The organism is Bacillus sp. AFS073361 (assembly GCF_002567005.1).
In the GTDB taxonomy this organism is placed as follows: Bacteria; Bacillota; Bacilli; order Bacillales; family Cytobacillaceae; genus Neobacillus.
This window is the reverse complement of the sequence record NZ_NUZU01000046.1, coordinates 1-16601: the sequence shown is the minus strand read 5'-3', so window position 1 is coordinate 16601 and position 16601 is coordinate 1. Positions and strand designations below refer to the sequence as shown.

The following is a 16601-nucleotide window of genomic DNA, read 5'->3' as shown; positions in this document are numbered from 1 at the left end:
GATAGGAGTTTATTATGAGTGATTTTAAGGCAAGTACAATTTATCAAATTTACCCAAAATCTTTCCATGACTCCAATGGAGATGGGATTGGAGATCTAAAAGGGATTACAGAAAAATTAGATTATCTTCAATCGCTAGGAATTGAATACCTTTGGATCACACCATTTTTTACATCGCCACAGAAAGATAATGGATATGATGTTGCGGATTACAGGAATATTGATACTCTCTTTGGAACGATGAAGGACTTTGAAGAATTGGTGGAAGAAGCGAAGCGCAGAGGAATAGGTATCATGCTGGATATGGTGTTCAATCATACCTCGACGGAACATGAGTGGTTCCAAAAAGCGCTGGCGGGAGACCAATATTATAAGGATTTTTACATTTTCAAGGATGGCAAACCAGGCACTCCACCAACCAATTGGGTATCCAAGTTTGGTGGAAGTGCATGGGAATATGTATCAGCTTTTAATCAATATTACTTGCATTTATTTGATAAGACCCAGGCAGATTTGAACTGGGAAAACAAAAATGTGAGAAAAGAGCTTGTCAATGTACTAAAATTCTGGATGGATAAAGGTGTTAAAGGGTTCCGTTTTGATGTGGTGAATCTCATATCGAAACCTGAAAAATATGCTGATGACCACGAAGGCGATGGACGAAGATTTTATACAGATGGCCCTAAAGTTCATGACTACTTGAAGGAACTATGCCATGAAAGTGGACTGAATGATGATGGGATGGTGACGGTTGGGGAGATGTCTTCAACTACCATCGATAACTGCATTCGTTATTCAAATCCGGAAGAAAAAGAACTGTCGATGTGCTTTAATTTTCATCATCTGAAGGTGGACTATAAAGATCAACAAAAGTGGATTCTGCGGAATTGTGATTTCATGGCGCTGAAAAAATTGCTAAACGATTGGCAACTTGGATTGCAAGAGGGCAACGGATGGAACGCATTATTCTGGTGCAATCATGATCAGCCAAGAATTGTGTCTCGTTTTGGTGATGACAAACAATATCATAAAGAATCAGCAAAAATGCTTGCAAGTATGATACATTTTTTGCGCGGAACACCTTATATTTACCAAGGGGAAGAAATCGGTATGACCAATGCGTATTTTGAACATATTGAGCAGTACCGGGATGTTGAAAGCATTAACTATTTCAAAATCCTGAAGAAGGAAGGTAAAAAGGAAGAGGATATTTACCGCATTCTTCAGGAGCGTTCAAGAGATAACTCAAGAACCCCTATGCAGTGGGATGATTCACCTTATGCAGGCTTCAGCGAAAATAAACCTTGGATCGAAGTTACTGGAAATTACAAGGAAATTAATGTAAAAAACAGTGCTGTTGAACCAGATTCCATTTTGGACTATTACAAGAAGTTGGTCAGACTAAGAAAGGAATACAAGGTTATCTCTGAAGGATCCTATATTCCAATCCTTCTTGACCATGAGTCAGTTTTTTCCTACAAGAGAACATATGATAGTCAAACCTTGATTGTTATCAATAATTTCTACGGAACAGAAACAGAGGTTGAACTGGAAGAGAACATGGAAGGATACCAATGTATCCTATCCAATTATGAAAGTAGGGACCCTAGTAATCGTTTGATTTTGAAACCATATGAATCCCTTACTTTTCTTAAAAACGAATAGGTCAATGTTGCACATGGGTTTTCCATGTGCAATTTTTTTAAATTTTTCTAGTAATAACCTTTATGATAAAATGAGATGGATAAAATTGAATAATTAGGTGCGTGAAGAATGACAAGAACAAAATACGATAAAATCTATAGAGATCTGAAGGATAAAATTGAAAATAAAGTTTATGCTTATCAGGATTTATTACCTTCAGAGTATACGTTGGTCGAACAATATGAATGCTCTCGGAACACAATCCGCAGGGCGATAGCAAACCTTGTTTCAGAGGGATATGTACAAAGTCTCCATGGCAAGGGTGTACGTGTTATTTATGATCCATATCAACAAGCTGAATATATACTTGGAGGGGTAGAGACCTTCAAGGAATCTTCTATCAGGAACAAGAAAGTGTATGGAACAAAGGTCGTTTGTTTTCAAGAATTGATAGTAGATAAAGAAATAAATAAAATGACATCCATTCCTGAAGGAACAGAAATCTATTATATCCAGCGACTAAGGCTGCTGGACGAAAAAGTATTAATCATTGATCATAACTATTTTAGGAGAGATGTTGTAAAGCATCTAACGGAAGAGATAGCCAAGGGCTCAATATATGAATATATAGAAAATGAACTCGGCGAAAACATCGTAACTACCAAACGATTTATGACAGTTGAAAAAGCCAATGTAAATGATGAGAAGTACATTGGGTTGAATGGTTATAATTGTGTAGCGGTAATCAACAACTATACATTTAATGCTAAGGGAATCATGTTTGAGTTCACTCAATCACGCCATAAACCGGATTCGTTTGTTTTCTTTGATCAAGCGCAAAGGATTAAAAAACACTAATTAATTGTTGTGAATTATCCATTTATTCCTAGAGTGGATTGTTTCATTTTGTATAAAATGATATAATGCTTTTCTTGTTCTCGTTTTATAAAAAACAGGGCAGCCCATGACTAAAAAGCTAACTATAGGAGAAGGTCTTTCATCAGTTTGCTAAACTGTTGGGAGGCCTTTTCTTCCATTTTAGAGGTTATATGAGCATAGATATTCATTGTCGTATTAATATCCGTGTGTCCAAGCTGCCTGTGCTTCTCGTTGTGTTTTAAAGTCACCTTTAGATATCTCCTTGCGTTTTTTAGTGAGTGGACGAATATTCTTTATGTATTTGAACCGTCTTGCTATAATAAATACTACAGTTGTAAAAGTAGGAGGGTTATCATGAAGGAGATTCCACAAATATCAGAAGCAGAATATGAAGTGATGAAGGTTATATGGAACTATGAGCCGATTTCGACTCCTGAGGTAGTGGAGAAATTATCGAATAAGAGTGATTGGAAGCCAAATACCATTCACACCATGCTGGCGCGCCTAGTTAAGAAAAAGGCTTTGCACGCAAGAAAAGATGGCCGCGTGTTTATTTATACTTCACTGGTTGAAAAGCACGAATATGTTGAGCAAAAAAGTAAATCCTTTCTGCAGCAGTTTTTCGGCGGCACGTTAAATTCCATGATATTAAATTTTATTGAAAATGATAAGTTATCGAATGACGATATTTCGGAATTAAAGAAAATATTATCCATGAGAGATAAGAAAGGGGAAAAATAATGGATACCATGCTGCTGCGGATTTTAGTAAGTACAATCGTGGTATCCCTCCTTATTTTCATAATTCTGTTAATCAAAAAGCTATTAAACAATCATATGACAGTGAAAGCACATTATCATATTTGGTATTTTCTTTGCATTCCAATCCTTGCTGCCTTTTTACCTTGGAATTATTTTCGCCTTAGAGAAGGAACTCGCTTTTTTAAAAGCTTACTTTTTTTCCATAGAGAAACGCCATCGAAGAGTGAAAGGATTAATGGAATGGATGCCTCTCAGGCGCCAAACAGCGATTTATTACATGATTTCACGGTATCGGTAAATAAGTCAACGCCCGATTTCGTCTACCATACATTTTTTACAGTTTGGATCATTGGAGTGGTTCTTTTTGTTGGGGCTGCTGTTTATTCAAACTATCAACTCTATCAAATTAAAAAGTCGGCTGCAGTTGTTCATAACCAAAAGCTAATTAAACTATTAGAAGCGTGTAAAGAGATGGTTGGGGTGAAAAGAAACATAAGGTTGCGGGAGACCTCTCTTATTTCCTCGCCGATCACGTTCGGGATTTTTCAGCCCTTTATTTTTTTACCAAGCAAAACACGAGAAGCATTCTCGTTAAATGAATTAAAATACGTGTTTTTGCACGAGCTGCACCATCATAAAAGCAAAGATTTGTTCGTGAATTACGTCATGTGGATGTTTCGTATTATTTATTGGTTTAACCCGTTCGTCTGGTATGCCTTAAAAAGGATTCGAATGGATCGGGAATTGGCCTGTGATGCATCCGTTTTAAATCTCTTGGATGAGAGTGGATATATCGAATATGGGCATACCATCATTCGTTTTGCAGATAAAAAATATGATCGTACCCTTGAACAGCTTGCTCCAGGTATAGGTGGGACAAAAAAACAAATCAAACAAAGAATCCAGTGCATTGCAAGCTTCTCTAGTGATTCTCTAGTATTGAAATGGAAAAGCAAGGTCATCTGTTCTGTTTTAGGAATTGTTGTGCTATTCCTTGCTCCGATTACCACCGTCATTGCCAGCCCAGATGATGTGTATCAGGTTAGCGGGAAGAATGCAGTCTATGAAGATCTAAGCTCCTATTTTAAGGGCTACAAGGGCAGCTTTGTTTTATATGATCCCTCTAAAAACCAATATCAAATTTATAATCGAGAGATGAGTGAACAGAGAAATTCTCCTGATAGCACCTATAAAATATATTCTGCCTTATTTGCATTGGAATCCAATGTGATTTCCACGAATAACAATAAACAGGTTTGGGATGGGAAGATTTATCCTTATCCAGAATGGAATCAAAATCAAAATTTAGCCACTGCCTTAAGCCGTTCCGTGAATTGGTATTTCCAGAATACCGATCGAGAGGTAGGGAGGAAGCCGCTGCAAGATTATTTTCACAAGATAAAATACGGAAATGAGGATCTTTCAGGGAATTTGGATAGTTACTGGATGGAATCTTCCTTAAAAATATCACCTATTGAACAAGTCCAATTATTATACCAATTAGAAGAAAATCAATGGGGTTTTAAAGGGGAAAATATCAAAGCGGTAAAAAAGGCAATTTTAATAGATGTGCAAAAGAATGGGCGGTTGTATGGTAAAACGGGAACCGGTATGATTAATGGAAAGAATGTAAATGGCTGGTTTATTGGCTTTGTCGATAAAGGTGATGATCGTTTTTATTTTGCCGTTAATATTCAAAATAAGGATGGTCAAGCTCAAGGAAGTAAGGCAGCGGAGATTGCCAAGCAGATCCTGCATCATAAAAAGATATATTATAATTAACCCCAGAAAGGATTACCCTTCCTTTTTGGGACTTTCTGGTACCAAATACTACAGTTGTAATATTTATAGCTACCTTGTACACAAACTTCCCAGTATGAAAGGGCTGATGTATTTTGAAGCAGAAACCTACCGGGAAACGTACCGGATGCCAAACGGGGCCAACTACAAAATGATATTGACATCTTTTTATTACACGTGTAGTATTACATACGTAATTAAATACTACATACGTAGTATTATGTGCGTTATCTAATATTACGCATGTAATCAAATTGGAGAAAAGAGGTTAAGATCTTGAGGAAAACACATGATATTTACAGCATTAATAATTTTATATTGGCCCTGCTTGTGCTAGTGGCTGCCATTGTACCCCTCGCCGGTTGGTCAATGACCACCCATAACCTTTCTGATCAGCACGGAAAGGCAGTCAAGAAAACATCAGTACCCCATATACACCGTGAGTTTGCAGAACTCGAGAGCAAATTTGACGCCCGGCTCGGGGTCTACGCTATTGATACAGGTACAAATCGTACCGTCTCCTATCGGCCTCAGGAGCGGTTCGCTTACGCATCTACATACAAAGTTTTAGCAGCAGGTGCATTGCTGCAGCATTACTCAATAGATCAACTAGACGAGTTAGTCACATACAACAGCGAGGACATCGTTTCATATTCACCTGTTACACAGCTTCACGTAGATACCGGGATGACTCTTCGGGAAGTGATTGAGGCAGCTGTTCGATATAGCGACAACACCGCAGGGAACCTTTTATTAAAGAAACTGGGAGGTCCTGAGGGATTTGAAACAGCACTGAGGCAGATTGGCGATAACATTACCCAAGTTGATCGCTACGAGACGGATTTGAACTCAGCTGTTCCTGGAGATACACGTGACACAAGCACACCAAAAGCACTTGCTGCCAGCCTCAAGGCCTTCGCTGTCAGTGACTTGCTCCCTGCTGAAAAACGTACAATCCTGACAGATTGGATGTGGGGAAATACCACTGGGGATGCATTGATCCGTGCTGGTGCACCAACAGGCTGGGAAGTCGGTGATAAGAGCGGGGCAGGTAGCTATGGAACGCGGAATGACATTGCTGTTGTTTGGCCGCCGAATAGAGCTCCCATTATCATTGCAGTTCTATCCAAGCGCGATACACAGAATGCCACCTATGACAATGCGCTTATCGCAGAAGCCGCCAAGGTAGCCCTTAACGCTCTGAAGTGAACAGATAAATAAATTTACTCATCACAATTCTCAATTGCATCAGTGAACAGGCATATCATTCAGTCAACATATACAATCATTAGAAAAATTTAGTATGTGCTGACTGATATTTTTTTCTATATAATAATAGGAATGGATAACATTTAGGCAACGGCTGTAAATAATTAGTCGTGTAGATATTTATCTAGAAAAAGCATATTTAAGAAAAACGTTTACAATTTATTGCTGTTTGTACTGAGGTTCTTCACTTTGAATTTCTTGAAGACGTGGTTCAAGACTATCAAGAACCTGTTGTGTTTGTTGTGCTGCCTGTTGATAAAGCTGCTTGGCATTTTGGTTATCGGTTGCTAGGGCGAAGCCTTCAAAGCTAGCTTGTGCACTTTTTAAACCTGCAAGTGCTTGTTGAACTTGTTTTCCAACTGTCATTGGTAAATCCTTCTTTCGTATGATTTTAAATTTCAAAAGTAGTATGTGGAAATCATTATTAACTTATGTAAAAAAATTAAGTATGAATGTAGCAAATTACATTTTAGTAGTTTTTGAATTTATTCTTTTAAAACAATCATATCAATTGATGGGTTAGTTGGAGCCACTTGGTGGCTTTTTTTCTTATGGAGCTAACCTAGCGGGAAATTTAATGGTAACTATGTTATGTTGGGGATGAATAATCAATACTCTAATGGAAAGGAGTTTAGGATTTTGAGCAAGACAAGAAATACTGAGATTATCTTGGAAAGAATTTCCGATGCTTTTTACTCGTTAGATAAAGATTTAAAATTTGAATACATAAATAATGTAACCGAAAGTCTCTTACAAATTAACCGTGAAAAGGCGATTGGACAATATATATATAATGTATTACCACACAGTGATATACAGAATTTTGTAAACCGATACAAAAGGGCTTTATTAAAACAAATTACGGTAGAATTTAAAGAGTATTTTAACAATAGATGGTATGAAATAAGGGCTTTCCCATCTGCTGAAGGTTTGTCCGTATTTTTTAGAGATATTACTGAGCAAAAACAAGAGTATCAAAAAATGAACTATCTAGCTAATTATGATGTTTTAACAGATGTACCCAACAGATATTTTTTCTATCAATACTTAAATGATAAGTTACAATCTCTCGATGTGTCTATTGCAGTCGTATTTATATCCATGAACAAAATAGAAAAAGTAAATGATACATTTGGTCATGAAACAGGCGACCAATTAATAAAACACACTGCAGAACGTCTAAAAAGGATTGTAGACACTTTCGGTTTTATTGCTCGTTATTCTGGAAATGAGTTTATTGTCACTTTCGAATACCGAAATGAAAAGGAGATATCTTCTATTATTGATCAAGTAATGGAATCGGTCTCTAGTCCATTTTTAATAAATGGTTTTGAACTAAAAACGTCATTAAGTATTGGCGTAAGTCAGTATCCAAAGGATGGACAAAGTGTAGAATTACTAATGAAAAATGCAGCATTCGCTATGAATAGAGCTAAAAAATCAAGAGGAATTAATTTCAAGTTTTACTCCTTTAATGAGGGAGAAGGAAGTATTGACCCATTAAAGCTGGAAGTGGAGCTTTATAAAGCTATAGATCGAGATCAGTTATTCCTCCACTATCAACCTAAAATAAATTTAAAAACAGGGAAAATAGTAGGTGTAGAAGCGTTAATCCGTTGGGAACATCCAGAGTGGGGATTAGTTTCACCTCGGACATTTATTCCAATAGCTGAAGAAACAGGATTAATTATACCAATAGGTGAATGGGCTTTGAATGCTGCTTGTAAACAAAACAAATTATGGCAAGAACAAGGATTTAATACAGTTGTTTCTGTTAATTTGTCAGCGATTCAATTTAATCAATCAAATTTAATTGATACAATCGAAACGATTCTTCAAAAAACAGGACTTGAACCACATTTTTTAGAAGTTGAACTTACGGAAAGCATCACTGCTGATATTGACAGTACAATTTTAATGTTACAGCAACTAAAAAAGATTGGTATTCAAATAAGTATTGATGATTTTGGAGCTGGATTCAGTTCTCTTAGCTATTTAAAATACTTCCCTGTAGACACCTTAAAGATTGACCAATCATTTGTTAGAAAACTTCACAACAATCCTAACGATGAAACAATTATTAAAACAATCATTTCAATGGCACATAATTTGAATTTGAAAGTAGTTGCAGAAGGAATTGAAACAAAGGAGCAACTTGTTTTTCTGCAGCACCATTTATGCGACGAAGGGCAAGGTTATTTCTTAAGTAAGCCGTTATTAGCTAATGAATTAGAACAAAAACGTTTTGGAATGGAACAAATTGTTGAAGATCAAGGGATCCCTGGGGATCTAAAAGAAAATTTGTGGATGAAAGAATTTTATGAAAAAGCTAAAAGAGAGTTACAAGATACTGTTCGATTACAACAAGGTATGATTTTCAAGTTTAAAAAAATTAATAATCGATTTATTCATACACTCTGCGATGGGGAATTACTCTACCGATTTGGAATGATTCCTTCTCAAGTTATTGGCAAAAGTTTAGAGGAGTTTCTGCCTCAACAAAGTGCTATCGAAAAAACTTCTTTCTACAATAGATCATGGGATGGAGAAGAATTTGTTACTTATGAGGACGAGTTAAATGGAATTTGTTATTTAGCCCATTTACGCCCATTAAAAAAGGGAGGAGAAGTAGTTGAAGTTATTGGGTCCTGTATTGATATTACTGCACGAAAAAAAGCAGAGCAAGCTTTAAAAGAGAGTGAGTGTAAATATCGCCTTATTGCTGATAATATGACCGACGTAATCATGTTATTGGACATCCATGGAAAAATATTATATTCATCACCATCCTTAGCAAAAATAATCGGTGACCCTTTAAAATCATTTGTAGGTGAAAGTTCATTTGATTTAATACATCCCGAAGACAAACAAAGCGTAATAATGGAGTTTCAACAAGTAATAGACACGAAAACACCAGCTAGGATGGAAGCTCATTTTTTGACAGGCAGTGGAAATTCCGTCTTATTTGAAGGTGTTGGTACTCCGGTACTTGGGAAAAATGGAGAACCAGAATACTTTATTGTGGTTGGAAGAGATATTACCGAAAAAAGGATCACAGAAGAACAGCTCTCAAAAGCTGAAAAACTATCTATTGTTGGTCAACTTGCAGCAGGAGTGGCCCATGAGGTTAGAAACCCTCTAACTTCAATAAAGGGGTTTATTAAGCTTCTTGAGCAAGGAAGCAATAACAAAGAATATTTTGAAATCATTTTTAAAGAATTTGATCAGATTGAGGGAATTCTAAAAGAATTTTTAACTCTTGCAAAACCAGAGGAGATTCAGTTGGAAAAGGTTAATATTCCAACTATTTTTAATGACGTTACTATATTACTTAATTCCGAAGCAAATTTAAGAAACGTAGAGATTTCTCAAGAATTTCAACCAAATCTTCCACAAGTTTTGTGCGATAGGAACCAAATTAAACAAGTTTTCGTTAATATTATAAAAAATAGCATTGAAGCAATTCCTAATGGAGGATATGTGAAAATTGAGGGTTCTGTAGAAGATGGAAATCTCTTAATGAAAATTATTGATAATGGAATTGGTATAAATAAAGAACGTATTAAACGATTAGGTGAACCGTACTACAGCAATAAAGAAAAAGGCACTGGTCTGGGTTTGATGTTATGTTATAAAATTGTTCGGCATCATAATGGGAGCATAATAGTAAAAAGTAAGGAAAGCCATGGTACCACGGTTGAAGTAAGGTTACCGATAAATACATCACAATAGAAAGGTGCCTATTCGATTTATATTATGTTAAAGCCCCTGACAGTAAGTAAATTTCTTCACCATCCTAGCCAGAAGAATTTCCACCCTATTGAATAAAAAACATTTAAAAATCAACACTAAATTCAATAACTTCGGAAAGGCTGTGTTTTTCTTGAATCAAGAAACAAAAGTAGCTAATGAACTTCAAAAAATGATGACCTGGAACCTAGTTCCTGTATCAGTTCAAGAAGATATAAATAAGATTTGCGAAAGTTTAATGAATGGATCTGCAACATTACAAGATTTGGAAAATCGAGATCCCTTTGTGATAGAAATGATTCATAAGGCAATGAATCAAGCAGGAAAATAAGGCAGTGCAATCAAGGAAGAATATTTAAGTTTGCTTGAGCAGATTGAACAGATTGAACAGATTGTTGTGCAGCTTGTTAGACTAAAGATTTTAATCACAGATTCCCCCATTAAATAAACAGAAAAACGCTTCCCATAGGAAAGCGCCCATTTGCTGAAGATCAAAGACTATTGAAACTGTCTCACTTAGAGAATGCCTTTAATTTTGCATAAATGATTAATAAATAAAGTATGGGGGGTAATAGGGGTTTGGAGGATATGGATACCAGTAAACATATCTATAAGGTCCAACTAATGTACTGACCAATAAACCGCCTAATACTCCACCGAGTAATCCTGCTAGGAAGGGGTTCCCAAAATAGGGTCTCCAAAATAATGGCGGTCTCCAAAATAATGGCGGTCGAAAGAAAAAAGGAGGTCGCCAAAAAAATGGTCTTACAAAAAACGGTCTCCTAATAATTCGTTCCTCTTTATTTATTTTATCAGCTTGCTGTGGCATAACCTGTACTTCTGTATTCATAAAAACATCCTCATTTCTTTTTGCTATAAAGAGTATGCGTTTACCTATCCCGTCTCTTGTGCTTTTGTCATTGTTTAAGAATAAATTCCTAAATTGGGATAGATTTAGATCCGTAAGCAGCATGTCACCACTATATTGGAAAAGATTTTGGCTCGGGTAATGAATATTACCAGTAGAATAAAAATTGATGAAAATAATGTAAACATTGATACAGAAGAACCAATTGAAGATCCTAAAGACGCAGCAGATCCAGATAATATTGATGAATAGGTTAAACACCGTTTGTTCTCAAACGGTGTTCTTTATGTATCAAAATTCGAGGATGATAATAAGAAATTTGAGAACAATACCAATGGAACTTATCGGCCAATCAAGCAGAAGCAGGCTGGGATATCACAAAAGGGGATGAACATATTATTATTGCTGTTATAGACACTGGCGTTGATAGTTACACAGGACAACTGTGCTCTCTATATATAAAATTATATTTTTTTAGTACTCTGTAAATCAGGTATTTTTGTTACTGATATTCAGTATTACTTACCACCAGTATTTAGTATTACCAAATAGTGTCACTTGTCAATAATATTACTAAAAGTTTTATTTAATCTTGTGTAAATATCCTAAATATGTAAAAATCTTACACAAAGTTCAAGCTTAACCTCTATAAACACTATCACATGTTCCAGGTTTTGGTTCATAAAAACAATGTTCTTTAAATTGACCAGCAAAAGGTTGATCGTACCATGTAGGAGGACACGCAGGCGCCGTTGGATTAAAATACCATAGTGCATATTTCGCCGGGAAATCTCTCCAATAATTCAAATTTTGGGTTGCTAATCTTCTTTCAGATGTTCTTGATCTTTGATAAAAAACATTTCCTTTTTGAACTGCTTCAAAAGAAAAATTTCCTCCTTGAACTTGAAATATTACATCATGAATCGATCTTACTTGTTTGAAGTCTAAACAGTCTGCTACTGCACGATTCACTATAACATTTCCAACATATAACATCCCTTGTTTTCCTTCACCTTCGGCCTCTGCTCTCATCATCCTTGCCATTTCGTCTACTTCATGACTTCTATAATTTACTCTTGGCATTTTATCACCCCAAAAATATAATATGAAAAAAAGCCTCCATTCATGTTATTGTTTATCTAATAAATCACGAGAAACCCTTGTTGGATTCAAGGGTTTTTTTTATTATCAGAATTAATATCTTGCCTGTTTGTTATAAAAAGAGTGGCTCTACCTACATGTATGTTGTTTCCACGCAAATGTTACTTTTGGTAATTTAGCCCAAATAAATAAATTTTAACGAAAACACCTACACCTAGGACAAAAGTTTTACGTAGTATAGGCTAAAGGTCTTCATGAAGATCAAATTATCATGGGGAGTTGTTTTTTGAAGGAAAACATAGAGATGTCCATTTGTTTTGAGTATTATTCCTGGAAAAGTCAGCTTTGTGGTTCTAAACGATTGGTCTCGTCTTAATCGGAGATACTGCCTAAAATGCTTTCTTTATATGTTGAAAGAATAATAAATATAAATTTAACTAAGTGAGGGATATTAATGGAAAAAGAACAAAAACAATATCTTGAAAAGTTATTAGATTGGTGCAATGATACTTATTCCGATTGGGAAAGAATGAAACCGAGGTTTTCAAAACAATTTGATCTAAAAAGTTTAGAGGAATGGGAAGAATCATACAACGAATTAAAAGGAAAATTAGTGGCAGATTTAAAAGAAGACTTTGATCACTATCAGAAAGCTCAAAATCTATATAATCAGTATAAACTGTTATATAGAGAATCACAACCTTGTAAAGAAGATGATGAATCTGATGTGAGGAAGATAGGTGAGTTATCCTCTAACATTGAAATACTAGGTCAGGAAAAATGACACATTAGAAGAACTTGATAATTGAACTTATCCAAATGGCTTGTAATTTAGAAATACCCAAACAGGAATTTCACAAAAATTTCTTAGCACTACCAAGAACAGCTATTAGGACCAGGAAAGGAAATCTAAGTAGAATATGAACACACCCCATATCTAGGGAGCGAAAATTGATTTCTTAAAGGCGCTAACCAATCAATGAGTATAGAAGAAACAATCAATCCTAGAAAGCATTTGTTTACCTGGAGGGATAGGCTTTGCAATTGCCGATTTCCCTAAAATTTTCACGGCTCCATTAAACACAATATAAATAAAAATTGATTTAACTAAAATCGTAAAGAAAGTTCTCCCTTAGTCCAAAATTGGAACTAAGGGCTTTATTTTTTTATCCTCAATTAAATGTATTATCCTTTTAAAATTGGAAATACTTTATCAATGGCTTCCTGTAATTTTTTACTATTTTTAGTAAACATTTCCTTAGCCTCCTTTACTTCTGTTCCAAGGGCAAACATTTCTAAATCCGCTTGACATTTTTTCAGGGTCGAAAAAATTAAAGGTCTTTCTTGAGGAGATGCCACTTGTAATTTATCATCAAAAAGATCAACCGTTAACTCCCCATAAGAATTTACCTGTCCAAGAAAAACATTTTCAATCGTTACCCCCAGCTTTTCCAATTCGATATGTAACCAAGCTCGATTTCGTCCAATTGTCGAAAGTGGTTCATCCAATATTTCGCCATCCATAATCACGTTTTGAGGCTCCTTGATTGATGCAACCGATACGTTTACATCCTTTGCTGTTAAAGGTTGATTTTCCTTTTTCAACATGACGGATAAATCACCGGTTGCTTCTAATATCGCGAATTCTACATCAGAAACCTGGTAAACATCCTTTTTTCGGAGTAATTCTAGTAATTCATCTGTTGTGTATCTTTCCTTTTTTAAGTTATCTTCCATAATTTTTCCATCTTTAATAAAGATAGTTGGTTTCCCTTCTATAAAATCACGGAATTTTTTACTTTTTAAAGCAATAAGACCACCTATATATGTATAGCTGCCATAATTAGAATGGCTAATCCTCCTATAATGATACTATGTTTTACTTCAAGGATCACGACTGCTGCAATTCCTCCTATTGTAATACCTGTTACATATTCGAAGAAGGAAAGTTGGGATAGTTGCTTTTTGCCTAGAAGTTTTGTGATAAAAAACAGAACAATCATAAACAAAATAACTCGAGAAACAACATTCAGCCAAAGAGGCATTAGTAGACCCTCCCTTAAAATCCTTTATACTCCACGGAACCGGCTAATTTAAACATATTGCCACCAACACCTAACACATATCCTTCGGTTCGATGTTCAATGGCTGCTGATATAATGGCATTCCCAAACCCTGTAACAGGTACTGCTGTTCCAGCTCCTCCAAATTGTGCAATTCGATCATACACTCCGAAACCTGTAAGAAGCATTGCAATAAAAATTAACGTTCCCACTGTTGGATTTCCAGCCGTTTGGTCTGTAAAATCAAAATAATATATATATAAATTTTGAATAACTTGACCAATTAGACAGATAAGTCCCCCTATTAAAAATGCTTTGAAGCAATTTTTAACTACTGGCCTTTTTATTTCTCGTTGTTTTTGAATATCTTGATATTCCTGTTGAACAGGTGATAACTGTTTCTTTTGATTATTTGACATCGGTACACCCCCTATCCTCTTTACGTTTGTTCCTTCATTAGACTTTTGATTTTATTAATATCCTTTTTTAATTTTTTCATCGTCGTGTTATCTTTTTTTAATCTTTGTTCTAGTTTATCAAGTTCCCAATACATTTTTTGGTCAGTCGAAACGGTGACTTGATGATTTGGATACATTTTTTCTATGTCAGATTGTACTTCCTTTTTAATTTTCTTTAATTGAAAACGATCAAAATTGTCAACCTTTATCCCTACTAAAAGGTATTTATCCGTATTGACTGCCTTTACATCAGAAATTCCTTCCTTCATGACAATCTTTTCTTTTGTATGATTAGCGACAGATTGGTTGATTGGCTTGCTGGTATGTACTTGTGAAATACTCAAATGATCATTATCCTCAACCAACTGATTTTGAGTACTATTACAACCCGATCCAAATCCAATAACTGTAAAAATCAAGAGAAAAATTTTCAATTTTGTTATGTTATCTTTCATGAAATCACCTCTGATTTTTATCCATTATTAAAAGGCTGGCGAATACTCAACCAACCTTTTTTAACCTTATTTATTATTGTTGTTTGTATTGAGGTTCTTCTTGTTCAATTTCTTGAACACGTGGCTCAATACTGTCTACAACGGATTGAGTTTGGTTAGCGGCATCTTGGTAAAGTTGCTTTGCTTGTTGATTATCTGTACTGAGAGCAAAAGTTTCAAAGCTAGCCTGTGCACTTTTTAATCCCGCTAGAGCTGTCTTAACGTCATTAATAACTGTCATGAATATCACCTCCTATAGTTTTTTTGTTTGGAACCTTTCTTAGAATGTATGAGGATTGAGATATTTATTCATACAAAGGTTTTAAAATTTGAATTATATATTTATTAAATTTTAGGAAATAATACTCTTGGCAAATCAAGGGATGGAGGTAGTGTAAATTGGACAGTTGAACCTTTAAAAACTGATTAAAGCACAATTATTTTACAATTCGAGGGGAATTTTCCTTTTGAGAAGCATGGACTGGTATGCTTTTTTATTTTGAAATGGAGTATTGAAGCAGTTTGTATTTTTCAATAAATAATAAAAATGAGGTAGACGGAGTATGCATAAGGACTATCTTGAAACTATTTTAGGACCAAAACCACGAGCAAGGTATAAACAATTTAATAGAAATATAAATCAGTATTTTTCCAATCCTATCATTCATAAGGAAATTAATGGTGATAAAGTATATGTTGCCTTGGATCTAGACAGAATCTGGAATAGGATAAATTAATATTTAGTTAAGCGACAAATACTCCCCACCTGCTCCGTATAAGTGGGTAGTATTTAATGCCTATGGTGAAACCAAAGGGAGGATATGTGCTGGAATCTACTTCCGATGAAGAAAATGCATTTGACGCCGCAAATGAACGATAGAGGTTTTCTAAACGATGCCTTAACTACGGATTCTTTAATGAATGGAACCTATCAACCGAATCCGGTCCGTCGAGTCGAAGTCCCGAAACCGAACGGGGGAGTAAGATTATTAGGTATACCTACCGTGACAGACCGTTTTATTTAGAATTTTATTGCTGTATTTCATCAAATTTCCTTTTAGACTATCTGAATAATAAAAGAATAAACGAAGAAAATAATTTAGAAAATCAAAATGGAAAGGGCGGTAAAAATGAATCTTAAGTGGTTAAGACTAGTACCAACAGTGTTTCTTTCTATGTTCCTGTTATTGGGGTGTAATAATGGAGATGAGGATAAAAATCCACCACCACCTGAAGTGGATGTAAGTCCAGGGACAGAAGAACCAATTGAAGATCCTAAAGACGCAGTAGATCCAGATAATATTGATGAAAATAATGTAAACATTGATACAGAAGAACCAATTGAAGATCCTAAAGACGCAGCAGATCTAGATAATATTGATGATAACAAAATAAACACTGATACAGAAGAACCAGTTGAAGATCCTAAAGATGTAAAAGACCCAGATAATATTGATGAATAAGTTAAAACACCGTTTGTTCTCAAACGGTGTTCCAGATTGTAGACAAAAGGCA

At 35.2% G+C, this 16601-nt stretch carries 17 protein-coding genes and 1 pseudogene; 11 read left to right on the top strand and 7 right to left on the bottom strand.

Features of this window, described 5'->3' with window-relative positions:
- Positions 1 to 14 precede the first annotated feature (14 nt).
- Together treC and COJ96_RS24045 are read left to right on the top strand one after the other, a co-directional pair.
- Positions 15 to 1664, top strand: coding sequence for an alpha,alpha-phosphotrehalase (gene treC / locus COJ96_RS24050; protein WP_098576334.1), 1650 nt, complete (start codon positions 15 to 17; stop codon positions 1662 to 1664).
- Between the two features lie 108 nt (positions 1665 to 1772).
- Positions 1773 to 2501, top strand: coding sequence for a UTRA domain-containing protein (locus COJ96_RS24045; protein ID WP_098576333.1), 729 nt, complete (start codon positions 1773 to 1775; stop codon positions 2499 to 2501).
- Positions 2502 to 2623: 122 nt separating this feature from the next.
- Here the strand turns inward: COJ96_RS24045 and COJ96_RS28880 are convergent, their stop codons facing one another.
- Positions 2624 to 2770 (bottom strand): hypothetical protein, encoded by a 147-nt coding sequence (locus tag COJ96_RS28880; RefSeq protein ID WP_180230235.1) that lies wholly within the window; start codon positions 2768 to 2770, stop codon positions 2624 to 2626.
- A gap of 106 nt (positions 2771 to 2876) precedes the next feature.
- On the opposite strand from COJ96_RS28880, the gene COJ96_RS24035 reads away from it, so the two are divergent.
- The 3 genes from COJ96_RS24035 (at position 2877) to bla (ending at position 6292) form a co-directional block, all read left to right on the top strand.
- A complete protein-coding gene (locus COJ96_RS24035; protein ID WP_098576332.1) occupies positions 2877 to 3263 on the top strand; it encodes a BlaI/MecI/CopY family transcriptional regulator in 387 nt (128 codons plus the stop codon).
- The gene (locus tag COJ96_RS24030; RefSeq protein ID WP_098576331.1) at positions 3263 to 5065 is read left to right on the top strand and encodes a BlaR1 family beta-lactam sensor/signal transducer; all 1803 of its coding nucleotides are present in this window, start codon (positions 3263 to 3265) and stop codon (positions 5063 to 5065) included. Before COJ96_RS24035 ends, COJ96_RS24030 begins: the two co-directional genes overlap by 1 nt.
- A 333-nt stretch (positions 5066 to 5398) precedes the next feature.
- Positions 5399 to 6292, top strand: coding sequence for a class A beta-lactamase (gene bla / locus COJ96_RS24025; protein WP_373561744.1), 894 nt, complete (start codon positions 5399 to 5401; stop codon positions 6290 to 6292).
- 219 nt (positions 6293 to 6511) lie between these two features.
- Here bla and COJ96_RS24020 read toward each other — a convergent pair whose 3' ends face one another.
- Positions 6512 to 6718, bottom strand: coding sequence for a DUF1657 domain-containing protein (locus COJ96_RS24020; protein ID WP_098576330.1), 207 nt, complete (start codon positions 6716 to 6718; stop codon positions 6512 to 6514).
- Between the two features lie 273 nt (positions 6719 to 6991).
- On the opposite strand from COJ96_RS24020, the gene COJ96_RS24015 reads away from it, so the two are divergent.
- The 3 genes from COJ96_RS24015 to COJ96_RS29405 all read left to right on the top strand — a co-directional run bounded on the left by COJ96_RS24015 (position 6992) and on the right by COJ96_RS29405 (position 11222).
- Positions 6992 to 10084, top strand: coding sequence for an EAL domain-containing protein (locus COJ96_RS24015; protein ID WP_180230236.1), 3093 nt, complete (start codon positions 6992 to 6994; stop codon positions 10082 to 10084).
- Between the two features lie 88 nt (positions 10085 to 10172).
- A complete protein-coding gene (locus tag COJ96_RS24010) occupies positions 10173 to 10433 on the top strand; it encodes a hypothetical protein (protein WP_098576328.1) in 261 nt (86 codons plus the stop codon).
- A gap of 654 nt (positions 10434 to 11087) precedes the next feature.
- Entirely contained in the window at positions 11088 to 11222 is a 135-nt protein-coding gene (locus COJ96_RS29405; protein WP_257148620.1) for a hypothetical protein, read from the top strand.
- Between the two features lie 387 nt (positions 11223 to 11609).
- On the opposite strand, the gene COJ96_RS23995 is transcribed toward COJ96_RS29405, so the two are convergent.
- Complete coding sequence (locus tag COJ96_RS23995; RefSeq protein ID WP_098576327.1) at positions 11610 to 12053, bottom strand: cell wall hydrolase; 444 nt, start codon at positions 12051 to 12053, stop codon at positions 11610 to 11612.
- Positions 12054 to 12525: 472 nt separating this feature from the next.
- Between COJ96_RS23995 and COJ96_RS23990 the strand changes: the two genes are divergently transcribed.
- Positions 12526 to 12855, top strand: a complete 330-nt coding sequence (locus tag COJ96_RS23990) for a hypothetical protein (protein ID WP_098576326.1) — start codon at positions 12526 to 12528, stop codon at positions 12853 to 12855.
- A 401-nt stretch (positions 12856 to 13256) separates the two neighbouring features.
- On the opposite strand, the pseudogene COJ96_RS23985 reads toward COJ96_RS23990, so the two are convergent.
- From COJ96_RS23985 to COJ96_RS23970, 4 genes and pseudogenes are all read right to left on the bottom strand, one after another.
- Positions 13257 to 14116: pseudogene (locus COJ96_RS23985) on the bottom strand (DUF421 domain-containing protein).
- A 14-nt stretch (positions 14117 to 14130) separates the two neighbouring features.
- Positions 14131 to 14553: a stage V sporulation protein AC gene (gene spoVAC, locus COJ96_RS23980; RefSeq protein ID WP_098576325.1), complete on the bottom strand. Its 423-nt coding sequence runs from the start codon at positions 14551 to 14553 to the stop codon at positions 14131 to 14133.
- 20 nt (positions 14554 to 14573) lie between these two features.
- The gene (locus COJ96_RS23975; RefSeq protein WP_098576324.1) at positions 14574 to 15047 is read right to left on the bottom strand and encodes a YhcN/YlaJ family sporulation lipoprotein; all 474 of its coding nucleotides are present in this window, start codon (positions 15045 to 15047) and stop codon (positions 14574 to 14576) included.
- Between the two features lie 73 nt (positions 15048 to 15120).
- Positions 15121 to 15327, bottom strand: a complete 207-nt coding sequence (locus COJ96_RS23970) for a DUF1657 domain-containing protein (RefSeq protein ID WP_098576323.1) — start codon at positions 15325 to 15327, stop codon at positions 15121 to 15123.
- Between the two features lie 580 nt (positions 15328 to 15907).
- On the opposite strand from COJ96_RS23970, the gene COJ96_RS23965 reads away from it, so the two are divergent.
- Together COJ96_RS23965 and COJ96_RS23960 are read left to right on the top strand one after the other, a co-directional pair.
- Positions 15908 to 16111, top strand: a complete 204-nt coding sequence (locus COJ96_RS23965) for a hypothetical protein (protein ID WP_180230234.1) — start codon at positions 15908 to 15910, stop codon at positions 16109 to 16111.
- A gap of 105 nt (positions 16112 to 16216) precedes the next feature.
- Positions 16217 to 16549 carry a hypothetical protein gene (locus COJ96_RS23960; protein WP_098576321.1) on the top strand — a complete coding sequence of 111 codons (333 nt, stop codon included), beginning with the start codon at positions 16217 to 16219 and terminating at the stop codon, positions 16547 to 16549.
- Positions 16550 to 16601: the final 52 nt, after the last annotated feature.

What these genes read in the sequence shown, in the direction of transcription:
- COJ96_RS23970 (WP_098576323.1), bottom strand. Translation starts at nt 15,327, where the DNA reads ATGACAGTTATTAATGACGTTAAGACAGCTCTAGCGGGATTAAAAAGT.
- COJ96_RS24030 (WP_098576331.1), top strand. Translation starts at nt 3,263, where the DNA reads ATGGATACCATGCTGCTGCGGATTTTAGTAAGTACAATCGTGGTATCC.
- COJ96_RS24020 (WP_098576330.1), bottom strand. Translation starts at nt 6,718, where the DNA reads ATGACAGTTGGAAAACAAGTTCAACAAGCACTTGCAGGTTTAAAAAGT.
- spoVAC (WP_098576325.1), bottom strand. Translation starts at nt 14,553, where the DNA reads ATGTCAAATAATCAAAAGAAACAGTTATCACCTGTTCAACAGGAATAT.
- treC (WP_098576334.1), top strand. Translation starts at nt 15, where the DNA reads ATGAGTGATTTTAAGGCAAGTACAATTTATCAAATTTACCCAAAATCT.
- COJ96_RS24035 (WP_098576332.1), top strand. Translation starts at nt 2,877, where the DNA reads ATGAAGGAGATTCCACAAATATCAGAAGCAGAATATGAAGTGATGAAG.
- COJ96_RS23990 (WP_098576326.1), top strand. Translation starts at nt 12,526, where the DNA reads ATGGAAAAAGAACAAAAACAATATCTTGAAAAGTTATTAGATTGGTGC.
- COJ96_RS23975 (WP_098576324.1), bottom strand. Translation starts at nt 15,047, where the DNA reads ATGAAAGATAACATAACAAAATTGAAAATTTTTCTCTTGATTTTTACA.
- COJ96_RS23965 (WP_180230234.1), top strand. Translation starts at nt 15,908, where the DNA reads ATGTGCTGGAATCTACTTCCGATGAAGAAAATGCATTTGACGCCGCAA.
- COJ96_RS23995 (WP_098576327.1), bottom strand. Translation starts at nt 12,053, where the DNA reads ATGCCAAGAGTAAATTATAGAAGTCATGAAGTAGACGAAATGGCAAGG.
- COJ96_RS24045 (WP_098576333.1), top strand. Translation starts at nt 1,773, where the DNA reads ATGACAAGAACAAAATACGATAAAATCTATAGAGATCTGAAGGATAAA.
- COJ96_RS23960 (WP_098576321.1), top strand. Translation starts at nt 16,217, where the DNA reads ATGAATCTTAAGTGGTTAAGACTAGTACCAACAGTGTTTCTTTCTATG.